This window comes from Actinophytocola sp., assembly GCF_035634895.1.
Classification (GTDB): Bacteria; Actinomycetota; Actinomycetes; order Mycobacteriales; family Pseudonocardiaceae; genus Actinophytocola.
The window spans coordinates 16997-34666 of record NZ_DASQCC010000065.1; the positions used below are offsets into that span (position 1 = coordinate 16997).

Here is a 17670-nt window from a genome sequence, read left to right on the forward strand (position 1 = left end):
TCCCACTCACCAGTGCTCGGACACCATCACCGAGAAGGTGCCGGGTTCGAGCGCCTCGAAGATGTGGGGGAGGTCGCCCGGGTAGGCCACGTAGTCGCCCGGGCCCACCTCCACCGGGTCGTCGGTGAGCCCGAGCCGTGCCCGGCCCGAGCACAGCACGACGTGCTCGACCACGCCGGGCATGTGCGGTTGGGACTCGCGCACGGAGCCCGGCTCCGCGGAGATCAGGTAGACGTCGCGGCGGGCGTTGGGTGGGCAGGAGGCCAGCAGGGTGGCCACGTAGTCGGCCCGCTCGGAGAACACGGCGGGCCCCTCGCCGGCGCGGATGACCTGCACCTTCGGCCGTGGCGGGTCGACGAGGCGGCTGAACGGCACGTCGAGAGCGACCCCCAGTGCCCACAGCGTCTCCACGCTCGGGTTGCCGCTCGCGGCCTCCAGCTGGGACAGCGTGGACTTCGCGATGCCCGCGCGCTTGGCCAGCTCGGACAGCGACAGTCCGACGCGTTCCCGCTCGCGGCGCAGCGAGAACGCGATGACATCGAGGGGCGCGTGTGCCATGGGTCAGCTCCCGTGTTCGTTCTGTAAGACCGATCGTTCGCCTTGACGAACACCGGCCCGGTGTTCATCATAAGAGTCATGCGTTCGATCTGGCGAACACTCACCCCGTCGTTGCGACGAGACACGCTGGCCATGGCCAGCGCGATCGCGGTGGTCGGCGTGTCGTTCGGCGCTATCGCGGTGTCCAGCGGGCTGGACTGGTGGATGCCGTCCGCGCTGTCCGTGCTCGTGTTCGCGGGCGGGTCGCAGTTCATGGTGGTGGGCGTGCTGGCCGCGGGTGGCGGGGTGTTCGCGGCCGTGGCCGGGGCGCTGGTGCTCAACGCCCGGCACCTGCCGTTCGGGCTCGCGGTGGGCGACATCATGGGACGCGGGCTGGTGGCGCGGATGGTCGGCTCGCACCTGCTGATCGACGAGTCGGTGGCCTTCGCGATGGCGCAGAAGGACGACCCGAAGCGGGCGCGGGCGGTGTTCTGGTTCCTCGGCCTGCTGGCGTTCGTCGTGTGGAACCTGGGCACGATCGCGGGCGCGGCGGTCGGTCAGGTGATCGGTGACACGGACGCGTTCGGCCTGGACGCGGCGTTCCCGGCGGCGCTGCTGGCCCTGGTGCTGCCGTCGCTGAAGAAGGCGCGGCCCAGGAACGCGGCGCTGCTCGGGGCGGTGGTCGCGCTGGCCACGACACCGTTCCTGCCGGCGGGCGTGCCGGTGCTGCTGGCTCTGGTCGGCCTGGCGGTGCTGCTCCCCACGCCGAAGCGGCCGGCGAAGGCGGAGCAGGACGCGGAGGTGCCGGCATGATCACCGCCGGTGGCCCGCCGCCGTCCGCCACGAGGGACGAGGTGCTCGGATGAACATCACCGCCATCCTCATCCTCGCGGCCGGCACCTACGCCTTCCGGCTCGCCGGGCCGCTGCTGCGGGCGCGGCTCGCCAAGGCACACGGTGGCGAGGCGGAACTGCCGCCCCGGCTCGCCGAGCTGCTGTCCACCGCCGCCACCGTCCTGCTCGTCGCGCTCATCGCGACCGCCGCCCTCACCGACGGGGGGAAGTTCGCCGGGATCGCCCTGCCGGCTGGCGTGCTCACCGGCGGTCTGCTGGCGTGGCGGAAGGCGCCGTTCGTCGTCGTGGTCGTCGCCGCGGCCGTGGTCGCGGCCGGGCTGCGGGCGCTTGGCGTGCCCTAAGTAAGCTGGAGTGATCGCAGGAGGTCAACAGGTGTCCGCTGGTCCGCTGGTCGGTGTGCTCGCGCTGCAGGGTGATGTGCGCGAGCACCTCGCCGCGCTCGGTGAAAGCGGGGCCAGGGCGATCGCCGTGCGCCGCCCGGCCGAGCTGTCCGAAGTGGACGGGCTGGTGCTGCCCGGCGGCGAGTCGACCACCATGTCACGGCTGCTCGACATCTTCGAGCTGCTCGAACCGCTGCGGGCGCGTGTCCAGCGGGGCATGCCCGTGTACGGCTCGTGCGCCGGCATGATCCTCCTGGCCAGCAAGGTGCTCGACGGGCGTGAGGACCAGCACCAGCTCGGCGGCCTCGACATGATCGTGCGGCGCAACGCCTTCGGCCGGCAGGTCGACTCCTTCGAGGAGGACCTGGACTTCGTGGGAATAGCGGACAAGGTCCACGCCGTCTTCATCAGGGCGCCGTGGGTCGAGTCCGCCTCCCCCGAGGTCGAGGTGCTGGCCCGGATCGGCGATGACCCGCAGGTCCCGGGTGGTGAAGCCGCCGCCGGTAGGATCGTCGCGGTTCGTCAGGGCTCTGTGTTGGCCACGGCGTTCCACCCCGAGCTGACGGGGGACACCCGGGTACACAGACTGTTCGTGGAGATGGTGGAGGGAAAGTCGTGAGCGGCCACTCAAAATGGGCGACTACGAAGCACAAGAAGGCCGCACTGGATGCCAAGCGGGGCAAGCTTTTCGCCAAGCTGATCAAGAACATCGAGGTCGCCGCGCGGACCGGCGGCGGTGACCCCGACGGCAACCCGACGCTGTTCGACGCGATCCAGAAGGCCAAGAAGAACTCGGTCCCGCAGGACAACATCGAGCGGGCCCGCAAGCGCGGCGGCGGCGAGGAGGCCGGCGGCGCCGACTGGCAGACGATCATGTACGAGGGTTACGGCCCCAACGGCGTCGCCGTGCTGATCGAGTGCCTCACCGACAACCGCAACCGGGCCGCGTCCGAGGTCCGCACCGCGATGACCCGCAACGGCGGCAACATGGCCGACCCGGGCTCGGTGTCGTACCTGTTCAACCGCAAGGGCGTGGTGATCCTGCCGAAGAGCGGGCTGTCCGAGGACGACGTGCTGATGGCCGTCCTCGAGGCGGGCGCCGAGGAGGTCAACGACCTCGGCGAGAGCTTCGAGGTCGTCTCCGAGGCCACCGACCTGGTCGGGGTCCGCAAGGCACTGCAGGAGGCGGGCTACGACTACGAGTCGGCGGAGGCGAGCTTCCTCCCGTCGGTCAGCGTCCCGCTGGACGCCGACGGCGCCCGCAAGGTCTTCCGCCTGATCGACGCCCTCGAGGACAGCGATGACGTGCAGAACGTCTACGCCAACTTCGACATCTCCGACGACGTCATGGCCGAGGTTGATGCATAGCCCCGCCCTGGCGGGGACGCCGCCGCGGGTCGGTGCCGGCGTGCTGGCCGGCGTCACCGCGTGGCGGCTGGCGGTCGCGGCCTGCGCCTTCATCGGCCTCGCCGGCGCCCTCTCGGCGATGAGCGACCCGTGGCCGGCGCTGTCCCAGCAGGCCAGCCTGTTCGCCGGTGTCGTGTACGTCGGCCTGGCGCTCTACCCGCTGTTCACCGGCGGGCGGGCGCACGAGCCGAGGTCGCCGTGGCTGCGGGGCGCGGCGGCGGTGCTGTTGCTGCTGGTCTGCGTCACCTACCTGACGGTCATCGACGGCAGCCTCGACAGCACCTGGTCGATGTTCGAGCACCTGGTCACGCCGCTCGCGGTACTCGCCGACTTCCTTCTCGTCGGCCGCAACCAGGTCAACGTGCGCTGGTGGCACCCGCTCACCTGGGTGGTGTTCCCGGCCGCGTACCTCGCCTACTTCGTCGCCGCGGACCCCGGGCTGTACGGCAGCTTCCTCGATCCGCACGCCGCTGACTTCCTCGGCGTCGTCGCGGCGTTCCTGCTCGCGATCGTGGCCGCCGGCTACGTGCTCTACGGCGTCGCCAAGGCCGCCGGCGCGGTGCGGGCGAGGCAGCCGTGAGCGACCTGAGCCCCGAGGACCTCGAACTGCGGGACCGCCTCATCGCCGAGGGCAACGTCCGAGGGCAGGCCATCATCGAGGTCGCCGGTGACGAGGAAGGCGCGCCGTACACCTTCTCCGTCGGGGCGTGGCGGCGGTACGGCATCCCGGAGGCGGTGACCATCGGGCTGCCCGAGGGCGCCGGCCGGTACCTCGTCGAGACCTACATCCACCGCGCCAGCCAGGGTGAGGAGTTCCCGCCCGGCCAGGTCTGGGACGACCTGCTCGAAGGCGTGCTGGTCACCGTCGAGCGGGTCAACAAGGGTCACTACTTCGAGTTCTTCGGCAGCGTCTTCCTCGTCCACCCCGAAGGAGACTTCGACGCGGTGCAGCTGATCACCGCCACCCCGCAGGACGACTGGCCCTGGGAGGCCGACGCGCCGCCCGGGTTCGACGTGTGGCAACCGGTCCTCACCGAGAGCGGCCTCCCGGAGAGCTGGACACCCGGCGTCAACGGTCCGTGAGAAGGCCCCTTCCTGACCAGTGGAGACAGTGATCTCCTATCACTGGGCGAAAAAAGTGCCTGTTCGATGAACCTTCCGTGACCGGGGCGCGTAGTGGCCGGGGTACCTGGCCGACCTCCCGAGAGGGCTGCGCATGGCGACGGACACGGACTACCTCATCATCGGCGCGGGACCGGCCGGCCTGCAGCTCGGCCACCACCTCGCCCGCGCCGGCCGCGACTACCGCCTGCTGGAGGCCGGTCCGACGCCCGGCACCTTCTTCCGCACGTTCCCGCGCCATCGCCAGCTGATCTCGATCAACAAGCGCTTCACCGGCACCAACGACGCGGAGTTCAACCTCAGGATGGACTGGAACTCCATCCTGAGCGACGGCGGGCCGCTCTTCACGGACTACTCGAAGCGGTACTTTCCGGCCGCCGACGACATGGTCCGCTATCTCACCGACTACGCCACCGCCACCGACCTGAAGATCAGCTACGAGACGCGCGCCACCCGGGTCGAGCGTGACGACAACGGTTTCACGGTCACCGACCAGCACGGCGAGCCGCACACCGCGCGCGTCCTGGTCGTCGCCACGGGACCGGCGAAGCCTTACATCCCAGACATTCCGGGTATCGAGCTCGCGGACGGCTACGAGTCCGTGTCCGTCGACCCCGAGGTGTTCACCGACCAGCGCGTGCTGATCATCGGCAAGGGCAACTCCGCGTTCGAGACCGCGGACAACCTCGTCGAGACCGCCGCGGTCATCCACCTCGCCGGCCCGCACTCGATCCGCATGGCGTGGCAGTCGCACTACGTCGGCCACCTGCGTGCGGTCAACAACAACTTCCTCGACACCTACCAGCTGAAGTCCCAGAACGCGTTGCTGGACGGTCACATCCTGAACATCGCGCGGGACGGTGACGGGTTCGTGGTCACGGTCAGCTTCTCCCGCGCCGACGAGGTCACCAAGGAACTGCGCTACGACCGGGTGATCCGCGCGACCGGCTTCCGGTTCGACCACTCGATCTTCACCGGCTCCGCGCGGCCCGCGCTGGTCATCAACGACCGTTTCCCGTCGCAGAGCTCGGCCTGGGAGTCGCGCAACGTCCCGGACCTGCACTTCGCGGGCACCCTGATGCAGGTCCGGGACTTCAGGAAGTCGACGAGCGGGTTCATCCACGGGTTCCGGTACTGCGTCCGGGCACTGCACCGGATCCTGGAGCAACGCCACCACGGTGTGGCGTGGCCGCGGGTCACGATCGGCGCCGACCCGGCCACGCTCACGGACGCCGTGCTGGACCGGGTGAACCGGACCTCCGCGCTGTGGCAGGAGTTCGGGTTCCTCGGCGATGTCATCGTCCTGGCGGGGGACTCGGCGACCCACCACGAGGAGATGCCGGTCGACTTCGTGCACGACGCGAAGTTCGCGGGGGACGCGGACTTCTTCGTGATCACGCTCGAGTACGGCCCCGACCACGACAAGGTCGACCCGTTCGACATCACCGTGCGCCGCGTCGCCCAGGACAACCCCGGCCGGGCCCACGACGCGGCGTACCTGCACCCGGTGGTGCGCCACTTCCGGGCCGGCGCGCTGCTCGGCGTGCACCACGTCGCCGAAAACCTGGAGAACGACTGGACGAACGAGGTGGCACATCGCGAGCCGCTGCGTGACTTCTTCGCGCGGCAGCTGTCCGCCCTGACCGTCGGATAGCCGGGTATGGAGGTGCTTTCCCTCGCGGAGCTGGCGAACGCGGCCCGCGAGCGGCTCGATCCCGCGCGGTACGACTACTTCGCGGGCGGGGCCGACGACGAGCTGACGACCCGAGCGAACGAGGACGTGTTCACGCGGCTGCGACTGCTGCCGCGGGTGATGCGGGGCAGCGGCGGCGGGACGCCGGCGGTCGTGCTGGCCGGCACGCCGGCGTCCTGGCCCGTGCTGATCGCGCCGACCGCGTTCCACCGGCTCGCGCATCCCGACGGGGAGGCCGCGACCGCGCGCGCCGCCGCGGCCACCGGCACGATCATGATCGTCAGCATGGCGTCGACGGTCGCCGTCGAGGACGTCGCCGCGACCGGGGCGGCACTGTGGTTCCAGCTGTACCCGCAGCCGGACCGCGCGTTCACCGCGACGGTCGTCAAGCGGGCCGAGGCGGCGGGCTGCCGCGCGCTCGTGGTGACCGTCGACTCGCCGGTGTTCGGCCGGCACACCCGCGACCTGCGCAACGGTTTCACCGACCTGCCACCGGGTTTCGTGTGCGAGAACATGCGCGACGCGGACGGGGCGGTGCGGGACATCGCGTTCACGAGCCTCGACTGGTCGGTCCTCGACTGGCTGCGGTCGGTCACCGGGCTCCCGGTCGTCGTGAAGGGCGTGCTGCACCCCGGCGACGCGCGGCTGGCGGTCGAACACGGCGTCGCGGCGATCATCGTGTCGAACCACGGCGGCCGGCAGCTGGACACGACGGTGACGACGATCGAGGCGTTGCCCGGCATCGTCGACGCGGTCGGCGGGCGGGTGCCGCTGATCCTGGACGGTGGCGTGCGGCGCGGCACCGACGTCGTGAAGGCGTGCGCGCTGGGCGCCACCGCCGTGGCGGTTGGCCGGCCGGTGGTGTGGGGGCTCGCACTGGACGGCGCGACCGGGGTCGAGTGGGTGCTGTCGACCCTGCGCAACGAGCTGGACCGCGCGCTTGCCCTGTGCGGCGCGGGTTCCGTCGCCGAGCTGACGCCGGAGCTGGTGGTGGCGCCGTGACGGGGGTGTTGGTGGGTCTCGCGGTGGCGGTGCTGCTCGCGAGCCTGCCGTTCTGGTTACCCGGGACGGTCGTCGTGCTGCGGAACCGGATCTTCACCTGGGTCAACGGGCCGGAGGGGGTGCGCGTCGAGCCGGCGAAGTTCCTTGCCGTGTACCGGAGTCCGGCCGCGGACGGGCGGAGCCGGGGCGCCGCGCTGTCGGACCTGTTCTGGTACTGGCTCGCGCCGGGCCCGCACGCGCACCAGGAGCACATCGAACCGGGGGAGCGGTACACCGACGTCGCGCGGACGACGCGGCGGATCCTCGCGTCCGGCCACCGGGACGCACAGCGGCTGGCCACGGAGTGTGCGGCGCGGGTGCTGGACGGGCTCGGCGACCGACCGGTGACCGCGGTCCGGTTGCGGGACATGATGATGCCGATCTGGGCGGAGTTCTACTACGAGCTGGTGTTCGGCCGCCCGTGTCCGCGCCAGGCACGCGATCTCATCGTGGGCAACGCGAACGACGTGGCGTCGGCGCTGAAGTGCACGTCCCTGCGGCACATGCGCAGGCGCCAGCGGCTGACGGCCTACCTGCGTGCGCGTCTCGACGAGGTGGCGCACCCGCTGCCGTCGCTGCTCTCGTTCGAGGACAAGGTCTTCTACCTGCAGGGCGCGTTCTTCAACACGGCGGTGGTGCAGTCGTCGGAGGGGATGGCGCACCTGCTGATGGCGCTGGCACAGCATCCCGGCACCCAGGCGCGGGTGCGGTCGGAGCCGGACCATCTCGACAAGGTCATGGAGGAGGCGTGGCGGCTGTACCCGCTGTTCGGGATCGCGCACCGGATCACGTCGGCGGACATCACGGTGGACTCGTTGTCGATCCCGCGTGGCTCGGTGGTCCTGTTCGACTACCCGTCGTTCCACCGCAGCGGGTTCGTCCACGCCGACCGGTTCGAGCCCGACCGGTGGGGCACGGTGTCGAATGCCAATCACGTTCCGTTCGGAGTGACACAGAACCGGGCCTGCCCGGCACGGGGACTCGTCCCCCTGGCGATGCGCGCGGTGACGTTCGAGGTGTTGCGGCGGTTCGAGGTCCGCTCGTCCGCCGCGCACACCCGGTCGATGCCCAACCGCGGGCCGGCGCTGCTGGTCCGCTCGGGCGCCCGGCCGACCGTCCGGTTGGTGCTGATGCGGGTGCTCGACCGCTGGGCGGACGTCCCGCGCAGCGTGACGCAGTTGGTGCTCGGCACGTACATGGTGTGGGACGCGCGGCGCAAACGCCTGTGTCAGCGGTACTTCGAGTCGGGAGGGATTTGATGGACATCGCGTCGACCACGGCGAGGTTCTTCCTTGCCGCGGTTGTGGTTCTGGTGGTGTGCCAAGGGGTGACGGTGTTGATGCGCCGCATCGGCCAGCCGCCGGTGATCGGTGAGATGATCGCGGGTGTCCTGCTGGGACCGTCGCTGCTCGGGTGGGTGCTCCCGGGCGTGCAGGACGCGTTGTTCCCCGACGCCGTCCGGCCGTTGCTCTATGTGGTGAGCCACATCGGCCTGGTGGCGTTCATGTTCGAGGTGGGGCACGAGTTCAAGTCGCGGCGGGTGCGTGGGGTCGGCCGCTCGGCCGGCCTGATCTCCTCGGCCGGGGTGACCCTGCCACTGCTGCTGGGCATCCTGCTGGTGCTGAGCGTCGGCAACCAGTCGAACGTGCTGGCGCCCGGTGTGCCGCTGTGGGTCTCGGCGCTGTTCGTCGGGGTGACGCTGGCCATCACCGCGTTCCCGATGCTGGCGAGGATCATCAGCGAGCGCGGCCTGACCGGCACCCGGTTCGGGTCGCTCGCGATGGCCTGCGGCGCACTGGACGACGGCGTCGCGTGGGTGCTGCTGGCCGTGGTGATCGGCGCGGCGACCGGGGACCCGGGCCACATCGTGCTGACCGCGGGCGGAACCGTCCTCTTCGTACTGTTTCTGGCGTTCGTCGCCCGGCCGGCGCTGGCGTGGGCGTTCAACCGGCGTGGGATGGCGACCGAGCAGCTGGTGCTGGTGACCGCGGTGGGCCTGTTCGCGGCGGCGTGGTACACCGACACGATCGGCCTGTACTCCGTGTTCGGCGGCTTCTGTCTGGGTTACGTGTTCCCGTCCAGCCCGGTGGCCGACCGCGTGGTGGCGGCGATCAGCCCCGTGACGAAGACCGTTTTCCTGCCGCTGTTCTTCGCCTATTCCGGACTGAACACCCAGTTCGGACTTCTGGTGAGCCCGGCGCTGCTGCTGTTGTCCGTGGCCTTCGTCCTCGCCGCGATCGTGGGCAAGTTCGGCGGCTGCTTCACGGCGGCGAGGCTGGCGGGGGAACCCCGCCCGGTCGCGATGCGGGTGGGCGTGCTGATGAACGCGCGCGGGTTGATGCAGCTCATCGCGCTGAACGTGGGCCTGCAGAACGGAATCGCGACGCCGTCGCTGTTCTCGGCCCTGGTCCTGGTGGCCCTTGTGACGACGATCATGACCGCCCCATGGCTGTCTTTCCTGGACCGGAGGGAACCGGCGAAATCTCCACACGCCGAAGAACCGGTGGAACCGTTTCGGCGTGGACATACCGACGATCTTGCTCCACCCTGAACGGATGGCACGACCGCGACCCCAGGACATGTCCGAGGCACAACTTGGCTTTCAACCGAGGAAAGCCGTTCGCTGGCTCGCCCCCAAGGTCCTCGTCACCACCGGTGCGCAGTCCTTCGTCGCCGAGATCTTCGGGTCGTACGCGGACAAGCGGGAGCTTCAGGGCAGCCTCCCCACCACCGTCCACGACCACGCCCACCACGACGAGCTGTGGCTCGACTACGTGGCCGACCTCGGGGACGGGTTCGACGCCACCTTCTCCGTCGCCTCCCTGCTCGCCGCGCCACAGCTCGACCTCGGCGAGCCGACCAGCCGCGGCCAGCTCCTGGTCATGGGCGGCGACGAGGTCTACCCCGCCGCCTCCACCAGCGGCTACGAGGACCGCTCCAAGGGCGTCTACCGCGCCGCCATGCCCGTCAGCCCGCCGGACCCGCCGACGCTGCTCGCCCTCCCCGGCAACCACGACTGGTACGACGGGCTCACGTCCTTCCTCCGCGTCTTCGCCCAGCGCCGGCCCTTCGGCGGCTGGCAGACCGCGCAGACCCGCAGCTACTTCGCCGTCAAGCTCCCGCACCGCTGGTGGCTCTACGCCGTCGACACCCAGTTCAACGACTACGTCGACGCCCCCCAGCTCGAGTACTTCCGCGCCGCCTCGGAAGACCTCCAGCACGGCGACGCGGTCATCCTCTGCACCTCCACCCCCGCCTGGGTGCCGGCCGGCTCCGGCGGTGCGACCAAGGGCTACGACACCTTCGAGTTCTTCCAGCGCGAGGTCATCCGCCCGCGCGGCGCGACCGTCCGCGTCATGCTCTCCGGCGACCTGCACCACTACGCCCGCTACACCGAACGCGCCGGCACCGCCCAGAAGATCACCGCAGGCCACGGCGGTGCCTACCTGGCCGCCACCCACCGCCTCCCCAAGGAGCTGACGCTCCCGCCGCCCAACTCACGCGTCCGCGAGCCCGTCCACCCCACCCGCTTCGGCCTCGCGGCGCGCTACCCGGCGCACACCGACCGTCTCACCGCGGGCATCGTCACGCTGCCCTGGCGCAACCCCGGCTTCTGGGGCCTCACCGGCTTCACCCAGCTCGTCGCCACGCTGGCCATGCTCCACGGCCTCACCGAGTCCGCGGTCCGGTCGGGTGTCTTCGGCCTGCTGGCGGCGTGGTCCCCGGCCCTCGTCGTCGCGGCCGTGCTGGTGCTCGGCGGTGTGGCGTTCGCCCGGATCGACCTGCCCGCCACCGACAAGCGACATCTCGTCGCGGGTGGGCTGCACGCGGCCGGCCACCTCGCGTTGAGCGCCGGGTGGGCACTGGTGATCCGCTGGCTGTACCACGACGTGCTCCCAGACGGCCCCGCGAGCGACTGGCTCGCCTTCCTCATCGCCGCGGTCGGCACCCCGGTCGTGATCGGCTTCCTCGACGCCGAGGTGGTCGCGCTGTACCTCCTCGTCGCCAGCCGCTTCGGCATCAACCTGAACGAGGTGATGGCGGGCCAGAGCATCGAGGACTACAAGGGCTTCCTCCGCATGCGCATCGCCGCCGACGGCACGCTCACGATCTTCCCGGTCAAGGTCGAGAAGGTCTGCCGCGAGTGGCGTGCCAACCCGGACGGCGCGGACACCGATCCGTGGCTGCTCCCCGCGCAGCCGCTCACCGCCGAGCTGATCGAACCCCCGATCCACGTCCCGCGGACGCCCTGAGTCACACTCTCGACCCATGTCGGACAGCACCGCGACCCAAGTGAGCCCGCACTACACCGACGACGAGGACCGCCGGTACATCAGCGATCGGCTGATCTACTTCTCCGACGCGGTGATCGCCATCGCGATGACCCTGCTCGCGTTGGAGCTCCCCGTGCCGCACGGCGAGACCGACGCCGAGGTCTGGCACTCGTTCGCGCACATGCTGCACAACGAGTACCTGAACTTCGTGATCAGCTTCGTGGTCATCGGGGTGTTCTGGATGGCTCACCACCAGTTCTTCCGCAAGATCCACGCGGTGGACCCGGCGCTGCGGCGGCTCAACCTCGTCTGGTTGCTCCTCATCGTCCTGGTTCCCTTCGCCACCAAGGTGGACAGCCAGGACGGCGACTTCGTGCTCGGCCCGGTCCTGTACGCCGTGGTCATCACCCTGGTCGCGGGGGTGATGATGGTGATGGCCTGGCACGCCATCCGCGGCGGCCTGCTGCGCCCGGGGGCACCGCCACACCCGATGCGAGAGCTGATGGTCGGCGCGGGCGCGGCGGCCGTCGGCTTCCTCATCTCGATCCCGGTCAGCTTCTTCAGCCACGCCTGGGGCAGGGTCTGCTGGATCCTCATCCTCGTGGCCCGGCTCGCCGCGCGCCGCATCATCGCGCGGAAGGGCCGTTGAGGCCCGTTCCGGCGCTGGCAGGTATTCGGGAGGCGGAACGAGCCGGGGCGGATGAGGGAAGGGGGTGACCCCCACCCGCCCCAGCGTCACTGGGTCACTGGTGACGGGGGAGGTTGAACTCCTCCATCGCCATGACCGGGCGTAGCCGGTTCTCCGGGCCACCGCGGGTGAACGCGTCGCGAAGGACGTTGTCTCCCAGGAGGTTACCCAGGGCGCCCATGATCATTCCCTGGTCCAGGGCGAGGTACCGCTTGGCCACCTTGCCGCTGCGGACGGCGATGGCGTCGTAGTAGCCGCCGGGGCCGTAGCTGTCGAAGTCGCGGCGCAGCTTCGCCAGCTCCGTGGCCGCCGCGCGCGGCTGGTACGGCAGCGCCAGGACGACCGCGTGCGGGGTCACCACGCCGTCACCGTAGGCGGCCGGCAGCGGCTGGCTGTCCCGGCAACCCTCGAAGCCGACGTCGACCGACGTCCGTTCCTGGTCGCTCGTGTACCCGGGGGTGTCCAGCCCCATGACGTCGACGCCGTACTCCCGGTAGCCGCCGTCCGGGTTGGAGGACGGGGAGAAGCCCCAGTAGCCGTACTTCGCGTCGTTCAGCCCGTGCTCGATCTGGCCGCGCACGTAGACCGAATGCTGCCGCGCCCACGAGTCGCGGCCCCACGCGACCTCCGGGACGAACAGGTCCGGCATCAGCTCCTCGAACATGTCGCCGCCCCACGTGGGCACGAACTTCAGTCCCCGGTAGGTGTAGCTGCCCTCGAACACCGGCACGCCGAGGTGGTCCACGAACCGGCCGGCGGGCTTCTGCTCCTGCCAACCCCAGTCACACGTGTCCGGGAACGTCCGCCACGGCGCGAAGTAGTGCGCCGCCGGCACCTGGCCGAGCGAGATCGCCACGTACGTGATCATCCGCGTCTCCGACGCGAACGAGCCGTAGGTGTGGCAGGTGTAGAACACCTCAGGACCGGCGCCGGTGTAGTTCCCGGGCAGCGAGCACTGGGGTGCTGGCGGGGCCGCGTCCCAGAAGCCGCCACGCATCAGGCCGGCCGGCACGTCCGGGCCACGTGCGGCGACGTCGTAGTAGAACGCGAAGTCCATGGGCGCCAACAGGTTCCGTGCCTGCGACCGCACCTCGGGCACCGCGTTGCCCACCACCATCAACGCGGCCGCCATCCACGCGTTGTCCACACTGGACGCGAACGGGTACACCACCGACCCGTCCTCCGGCCACGTGTGCAGCAGCGCCAGTGTCGCCGGGTCGTACCAGTTGTAGAACTGGCCGGACGCCGCGTGGCGCGGTAGCCGTGCCACCGAGGACAGCGTGGTGCGCACCCGGGACACCAGCTCCCGGTGCGAGATCACGCCGAGGTCCTCGGCCGCCACCGCCGACCACAGGTAGGCGCCGATGTTCGTCGGTGACGTGTACCTCGCACGCGTGGCCGGGTCGAGCGCGCCGCCGATGTTGTCCGCGGGCAGCCCGGTCGCCGGCACGGTCATCGCGGTGAAGGAACGCCACGTGTCACGCACCAACCCCAGTTGCGGGGAGGCGGAAGCCTGGGTGACAGGGGTGAGCAGGACGGCCGCGAGCATCGCGACCACGGCGAGTCGTAATCGGGACATGGCACCTACTTCAGTCCGGTCGTCGCGATGCCGCGAACGAAATGACGTTGTAGCAGGACGAAAACAACGAGCACCGGCAGCACGACCACGACGGCCCCCGCCAGCAGGATGTCGTACTCGGTCCGGTTCTGCCCGATCGCGTAGAGCGCGAGCGCGACCGGCAGCGTGTAGGTCTCCTCCTCGGTCGCCGCGACCAGCGGCCACAGGAAGTTGTTCCAGGAGGCCAGGAACGTGAGGATGCCGAGTGTCGCGAGCGCCGGCCGGCACAGCGGAAGCACGATCTGCCAGTAGATCCTCAGTTCCGACGCCGCGTCGATGCGGGCGGCCTCCAGCAGGTCGTCGGGAATGGACAGGATGAACTGCCGCATCAGGAAGACGCCGAACGCCTGTGCCAGATAGGGAAGGATGAGCCCGGCCACCGTGTTGACCAGCCCCAGGTTCGACGACAGCACGAACAGCGGCACGATCGTGACGATGCTCGGCACCATCAGAGTCCCCAGCACGACGCCGAACAGCACGCGCTTGCCGGCGAACGGCAGCTTCGCGAGCGCGTACCCGGCGGCGCTGCAGAACAGCAGGTTGCCGACGGTCGTGACCACCGCGACGACCGCCGAGTTCGTGAAGTACGTGGGGAAGTCGAGGCGGTCGAACAGGCTGCCGTAGTTCGCGAGGGTCAGGTCGTGCGGCCACCAGGTCGGCGGGTTCGCGCGGATCTCGGCCTCGGGCTTGAACGAGGACAGCAGCATCCACACGAACGGCCCGACGACGAGCACCAGGCCGCCGGCCAGCACCAGGTACAGGGCCGTTTTCGCGACCCGGTCACGTGCGCGCAGGGTGTCAGTCAACGTTGTTCCTCAGCAGCCTGAACCAGGCGATCGACAGCAGCACCACGACGACGAACAGCACGTAGCCCATGGCGGAGGCGTAGCCGTAGTTGCCGAACCCGAACTGGTTGTAGGTGGCGTAGGCCACGGAGAGCGTGGAGTCGAGCGGCCCGCCCTGCGTCATGACGAACGGCTCCTCGAAGAACTGGACGTACCCGATCGTGGTGATCACCGCGACGAACAGCATGGTGGGCCGCAGCATCGGCACGGTCAGGTACCGGAACTGGGCGAACCTCCGCGCGCCGTCGATGGTCGCGGCCTCGTACAGGTCCTTGGGGATGGCCTGCAACCCGGCCAGGAAGATCACCATGCCGAAGCCGAGGTTGCGCCAGGCGCCCATGACGATCAGGGCCGGCAGCGCGAACGTCTGGTTGTTGAGCCAGTTCGGCCCGTCGATGCCGAAGAGGCCGAGGAACTCGTTGAGCAGCCCGGTGTCCGGCTGCAACACGAACCGCCACACGACCGAGATCGCGACGATGCTCGTGACGACGGGAAGGTAGTAGCCGACGCGGAAGAGGGTCTGGAACCGCACCAGCCCCGAGTTGAGCCCGAGCGCGACGACGAGCGCCAGCGCCATGGTGAGCGGCACCCCGACGACGACGAAGACCGCGGTGTTGCCGGCGGCGGTGAGGAACTTCTCGTCGCCGAACAGCCGGACGTAGTTGTCGAGCCCGACGACGTTGACGTCGAAGGGATGGAGAAGGTCCGCACTGCGCAGATCGGTGACACTCATGAAGAGCGACGCGGCCACCGGCCCGGCGGTGAACACGAGGAACAGCAGGGCGAACGGCAGCGCGAAGCCCCACCCGGTCAGCGCACGGGAGAACGCTCCGGAACCCACTCGGGTGGCCGTGCCAGGCGCACCGGACATCCTGCCGGGCTTCGCCTCGACCGTCGCACCGTCGGTGGATGCCGGGCCGGGCTCCCGACGAGGTGCCGTCCGGCCGGCCCCACCTGAGCCGGCCCGGCTCGACGCCGCGTCAGAACCCGGCTCGCCCCAGGATCCGGCCGTCGTCCGTGCCTCGCCCGTTGCCGGGCCGGGAGCCGCGCTCGCGGTTGGCTCGGCCGCCGAGCCGGGTGCTTTGCCGGCGGTCGCGGTGGGGGTGAATGTGCGGTCGGGCGCGATGCCCGGCACGCTCCGCGACCCGGTCGCCGTCCTCGGCTCGGCGTCGAGTGCCTGGCCGGGTGCGGGTCCGGCGGTCGTGGCGGCCTCCGGGCCGGGCGCCTTGCCGGAGGTCGCGGCTGGCGCTCCGCCGTGTTCCACGGTGGAGGCTGTGCCAGCGGCCTCGCTCGGTTCGGCCGGCGCCCGGCTCGGTGCCGCATCCGGGGGCGAGCCCGGTGCGGAGTTGGCGGCCGCGTCGGGCCGTCGGGGCATGTCAGCCACCCGTGCCGATCGAGGTCGCCTGTGCCTGCATGGCCTTCGCCGCGTCGGCGGGGGACTCCGTGCCCTTCGCGATCTTCTCCAGCTCGGTGTCCACACCCGCCGCGATCTGCTCCCACGTCGGGATGGCCGGCGGCGCCTTGGCCTTGTCGAGCTGGTCACCGAACAGCTTCAGCTGCGCGTCACCGGCGAGCGCCTCGTTGTTCCACGCCGCCTGCACCGACGGCAGGTCCGAGACCGTCTGGTACCACTTCACCTGCACGTCCGGCTTCATCAGGTACGACACGAACTTCCATGCCGCGTCCCGGTTCTTCGTGCCCTTGAACACCGCGAGGTTGCTGCCGCCGATGAACGACGTGAAGTCACCCGAGCCGCTCGGCATCGGCCACAGCTCGTACTTTCCCTTGCCGCCCAGCTCGTTCAGCAGCCCGATGTGCCACGGCCCGGACACGAACGACGCGACCTCGTTCGCCAGCAGCTTCTGTTCCGGCTCGCCCTCGCGGAGCCGGTCCCGTGAGGACAGTCCGCTGTCGTAGAAGGACCGGTAGTAGTCCAGCGCCTCGACCACCTGCGGCGAGTCCAGGGTGAACTTCTGGCCGTCGTGGATGTCCCCGCCGTTCTGCCACACGAACGGCATCACGGTCTGCCACGCGCCGGTCTGGCCGGGCTGCAGGTAGATGCCGTACTTGGCCCCGCCCTTGGCCTGCATGTCCTTGACGGCCTGGGTCAGTTCGTCCCACGTCTTCGGCGCCGAGGTGACCCCCGCCTTCTCGGCGATCGCCTTGTTCACGTACAGCAGCCGCGTCTCCACGTACCACGGCACGCTGTAGGAGGTGCCGTCCACGACACCGGTCTCCCACGCGCCGGGGAAGAAGTCCTTCTGCCGCACGAAGTCCGGTGGCACGACGTCGAGCGCGCCCGTCTTCGCGAACTCGCCGACCCACGTGGTGCCCAGCATGGTCACGTCCGGTGTCTTCTGACCGGCGATCGCGGTGGACAGCTTGTTGTGCGCGCCGTCCCACGGCACCGGGGTCACGGTGACCTTCGCGTCCGGGTTGTCCTTCATGAACGCGTCGGCCAGCAGCGACAGCTTCTCGCCCTCGGTGCCCATGGCCCACACGGTGATGTCGCCGGCCGCCTTGCCGCCGTCGACCGCGTCGCCCTGCCGCGCGGCACCGTCGTCGCCGCCGCGACCGCACGCCGACAGCGCGAGCGCCGCCACCGCGACCGCGGCCAGTAATCGCCTGGTCATGTCGTACCTCCCGATTCGTGGGCGCCGCAGCTGGTCCGCACCACCAGCCGGGTCGGCAACACCTCGCGGCGTGCCTGTGTCGTGGTGCCCTGGATTCGCTCGTCCAGCCAGCGGGCCGCGGTCGCGCCGAGCGCACGCATGGACTGGTGCACGGTGGTCAGCCGCGCGTAGTCCGCGGCCATGATGTCGTCCCAGCCGGTCAGCGCCAGGTCGCCGGGCACGGACAGGCCGAGGTCCTCCGCCGCCCGCAGCGCGCCGAGCGCCACCTCGTCGTTGGCGCAGACGATCGCCTCCGGCACGGTGCGGGACAGCAGGTCGCGGGCCGCCGCGTAGCCGGCGCGTACGTCGAACGCGCACGGCGTCGGGTCCGGCGTGGCGAGCCCGGCCTCGGTGAGCGCCTGGCGGAACCCCGTGTACCGGCCCGCGACGTCGGGCGACTCGTCCGGGTCGCCGAGGAACGCGAACGTCCGGTGGCCGTGGCCGAGCAGGTGCGCGGTGAGGTCGCGGGCGCTGCGCTCGTTGTCGGCGGTGACCGTGTCGACCAGGCCGACCGGCGTGCGCGCCAGCAACACGAGCGG

Annotated in this window: 18 protein-coding genes; 12 read left to right on the plus strand and 6 right to left on the minus strand. The window is 70.4% G+C overall.

What is annotated here, in order from left to right; translation table 11 throughout:
• Positions 1–6 precede the first annotated feature (6 nt).
• Positions 7–558 (minus strand): XRE family transcriptional regulator, encoded by a 552-nt coding sequence (locus VET29_RS09560; RefSeq protein ID WP_324917762.1) that lies wholly within the window; start codon positions 556–558, stop codon positions 7–9.
• 78 nt (positions 559–636) lie between these two features.
• Between VET29_RS09560 and VET29_RS09565 the strand changes: the two genes are divergently transcribed.
• The 12 genes from VET29_RS09565 to VET29_RS09620 all read left to right on the plus strand — a co-directional run bounded on the left by VET29_RS09565 (position 637) and on the right by VET29_RS09620 (position 11957).
• Positions 637–1350, plus strand: a complete 714-nt coding sequence (locus VET29_RS09565; RefSeq protein WP_324917766.1) for an AzlC family ABC transporter permease — start codon at positions 637–639, stop codon at positions 1348–1350.
• 49 nt (positions 1351–1399) lie between these two features.
• The gene (locus VET29_RS09570; protein ID WP_324917769.1) at positions 1400–1732 is read left to right on the plus strand and encodes an AzlD domain-containing protein; all 333 of its coding nucleotides are present in this window, start codon (positions 1400–1402) and stop codon (positions 1730–1732) included.
• A gap of 31 nt (positions 1733–1763) precedes the next feature.
• Entirely contained in the window at positions 1764–2390 is a 627-nt protein-coding gene (gene pdxT / locus VET29_RS09575; RefSeq protein WP_324917773.1) for a pyridoxal 5'-phosphate synthase glutaminase subunit PdxT, read from the plus strand.
• On the plus strand, positions 2387–3139 hold the full coding sequence (locus VET29_RS09580; RefSeq protein ID WP_324917776.1) for a YebC/PmpR family DNA-binding transcriptional regulator: 753 nt from the start codon (positions 2387–2389) through the stop codon (positions 3137–3139). The genes pdxT and VET29_RS09580 overlap by 4 nt, the downstream gene beginning before the upstream one ends.
• Positions 3132–3758, plus strand: coding sequence for a hypothetical protein (locus VET29_RS09585; RefSeq protein ID WP_324917779.1), 627 nt, complete (start codon positions 3132–3134; stop codon positions 3756–3758). Before VET29_RS09580 ends, VET29_RS09585 begins: the two co-directional genes overlap by 8 nt.
• Positions 3755–4261, plus strand: a complete 507-nt coding sequence (locus VET29_RS09590; protein WP_324917782.1) for a DUF4262 domain-containing protein — start codon at positions 3755–3757, stop codon at positions 4259–4261. The genes VET29_RS09585 and VET29_RS09590 overlap by 4 nt, the downstream gene beginning before the upstream one ends.
• Positions 4262–4394: 133 nt before the next feature.
• A complete protein-coding gene (locus VET29_RS09595; protein WP_324917786.1) occupies positions 4395–5954 on the plus strand; it encodes an NAD(P)-binding domain-containing protein in 1560 nt (519 codons plus the stop codon).
• A 6-nt stretch (positions 5955–5960) separates the two neighbouring features.
• Positions 5961–6995 carry an alpha-hydroxy acid oxidase gene (locus VET29_RS09600; RefSeq protein WP_324917789.1) on the plus strand — a complete coding sequence of 345 codons (1035 nt, stop codon included), beginning with the start codon at positions 5961–5963 and terminating at the stop codon, positions 6993–6995.
• On the plus strand, positions 6992–8293 hold the full coding sequence (locus tag VET29_RS09605) for a cytochrome P450 (protein WP_324917794.1): 1302 nt from the start codon (positions 6992–6994) through the stop codon (positions 8291–8293). Before VET29_RS09600 ends, VET29_RS09605 begins: the two co-directional genes overlap by 4 nt.
• Positions 8293–9585 (plus strand): cation:proton antiporter, encoded by a 1293-nt coding sequence (locus tag VET29_RS09610; protein WP_324917797.1) that lies wholly within the window; start codon positions 8293–8295, stop codon positions 9583–9585. The genes VET29_RS09605 and VET29_RS09610 overlap by 1 nt, the downstream gene beginning before the upstream one ends.
• Before the next feature lie 4 nt (positions 9586–9589).
• Positions 9590–11287 (plus strand): metallophosphoesterase, encoded by a 1698-nt coding sequence (locus VET29_RS09615; RefSeq protein WP_324917800.1) that lies wholly within the window; start codon positions 9590–9592, stop codon positions 11285–11287.
• Between the two features lie 16 nt (positions 11288–11303).
• Positions 11304–11957: a TMEM175 family protein gene (locus VET29_RS09620; RefSeq protein ID WP_324917803.1), complete on the plus strand. Its 654-nt coding sequence runs from the start codon at positions 11304–11306 to the stop codon at positions 11955–11957.
• 94 nt (positions 11958–12051) lie between these two features.
• Here VET29_RS09620 and VET29_RS09625 read toward each other — a convergent pair whose 3' ends face one another.
• The 5 genes from VET29_RS09625 to VET29_RS09645 form a co-directional block, all read right to left on the minus strand.
• A complete protein-coding gene (locus tag VET29_RS09625) occupies positions 12052–13575 on the minus strand; it encodes a glucoamylase family protein (protein WP_324917807.1) in 1524 nt (507 codons plus the stop codon).
• Between the two features lie 5 nt (positions 13576–13580).
• A complete protein-coding gene (locus VET29_RS09630) occupies positions 13581–14420 on the minus strand; it encodes a carbohydrate ABC transporter permease (protein ID WP_324917811.1) in 840 nt (279 codons plus the stop codon).
• Complete coding sequence (locus VET29_RS09635; protein WP_324917814.1) at positions 14413–15723, minus strand: carbohydrate ABC transporter permease; 1311 nt, start codon at positions 15721–15723, stop codon at positions 14413–14415. The genes VET29_RS09630 and VET29_RS09635 overlap by 8 nt, the downstream gene beginning before the upstream one ends.
• Positions 15724–15835: 112 nt before the next feature.
• Entirely contained in the window at positions 15836–17092 is a 1257-nt protein-coding gene (locus VET29_RS09640) for a sugar ABC transporter substrate-binding protein (protein WP_324917817.1), read from the minus strand.
• A partial coding sequence (locus tag VET29_RS09645) for a substrate-binding domain-containing protein (RefSeq protein WP_324917820.1) occupies positions 17089–17670 on the minus strand: 582 nt, incomplete at its 5' end. The genes VET29_RS09640 and VET29_RS09645, both read right to left, overlap by 4 nt.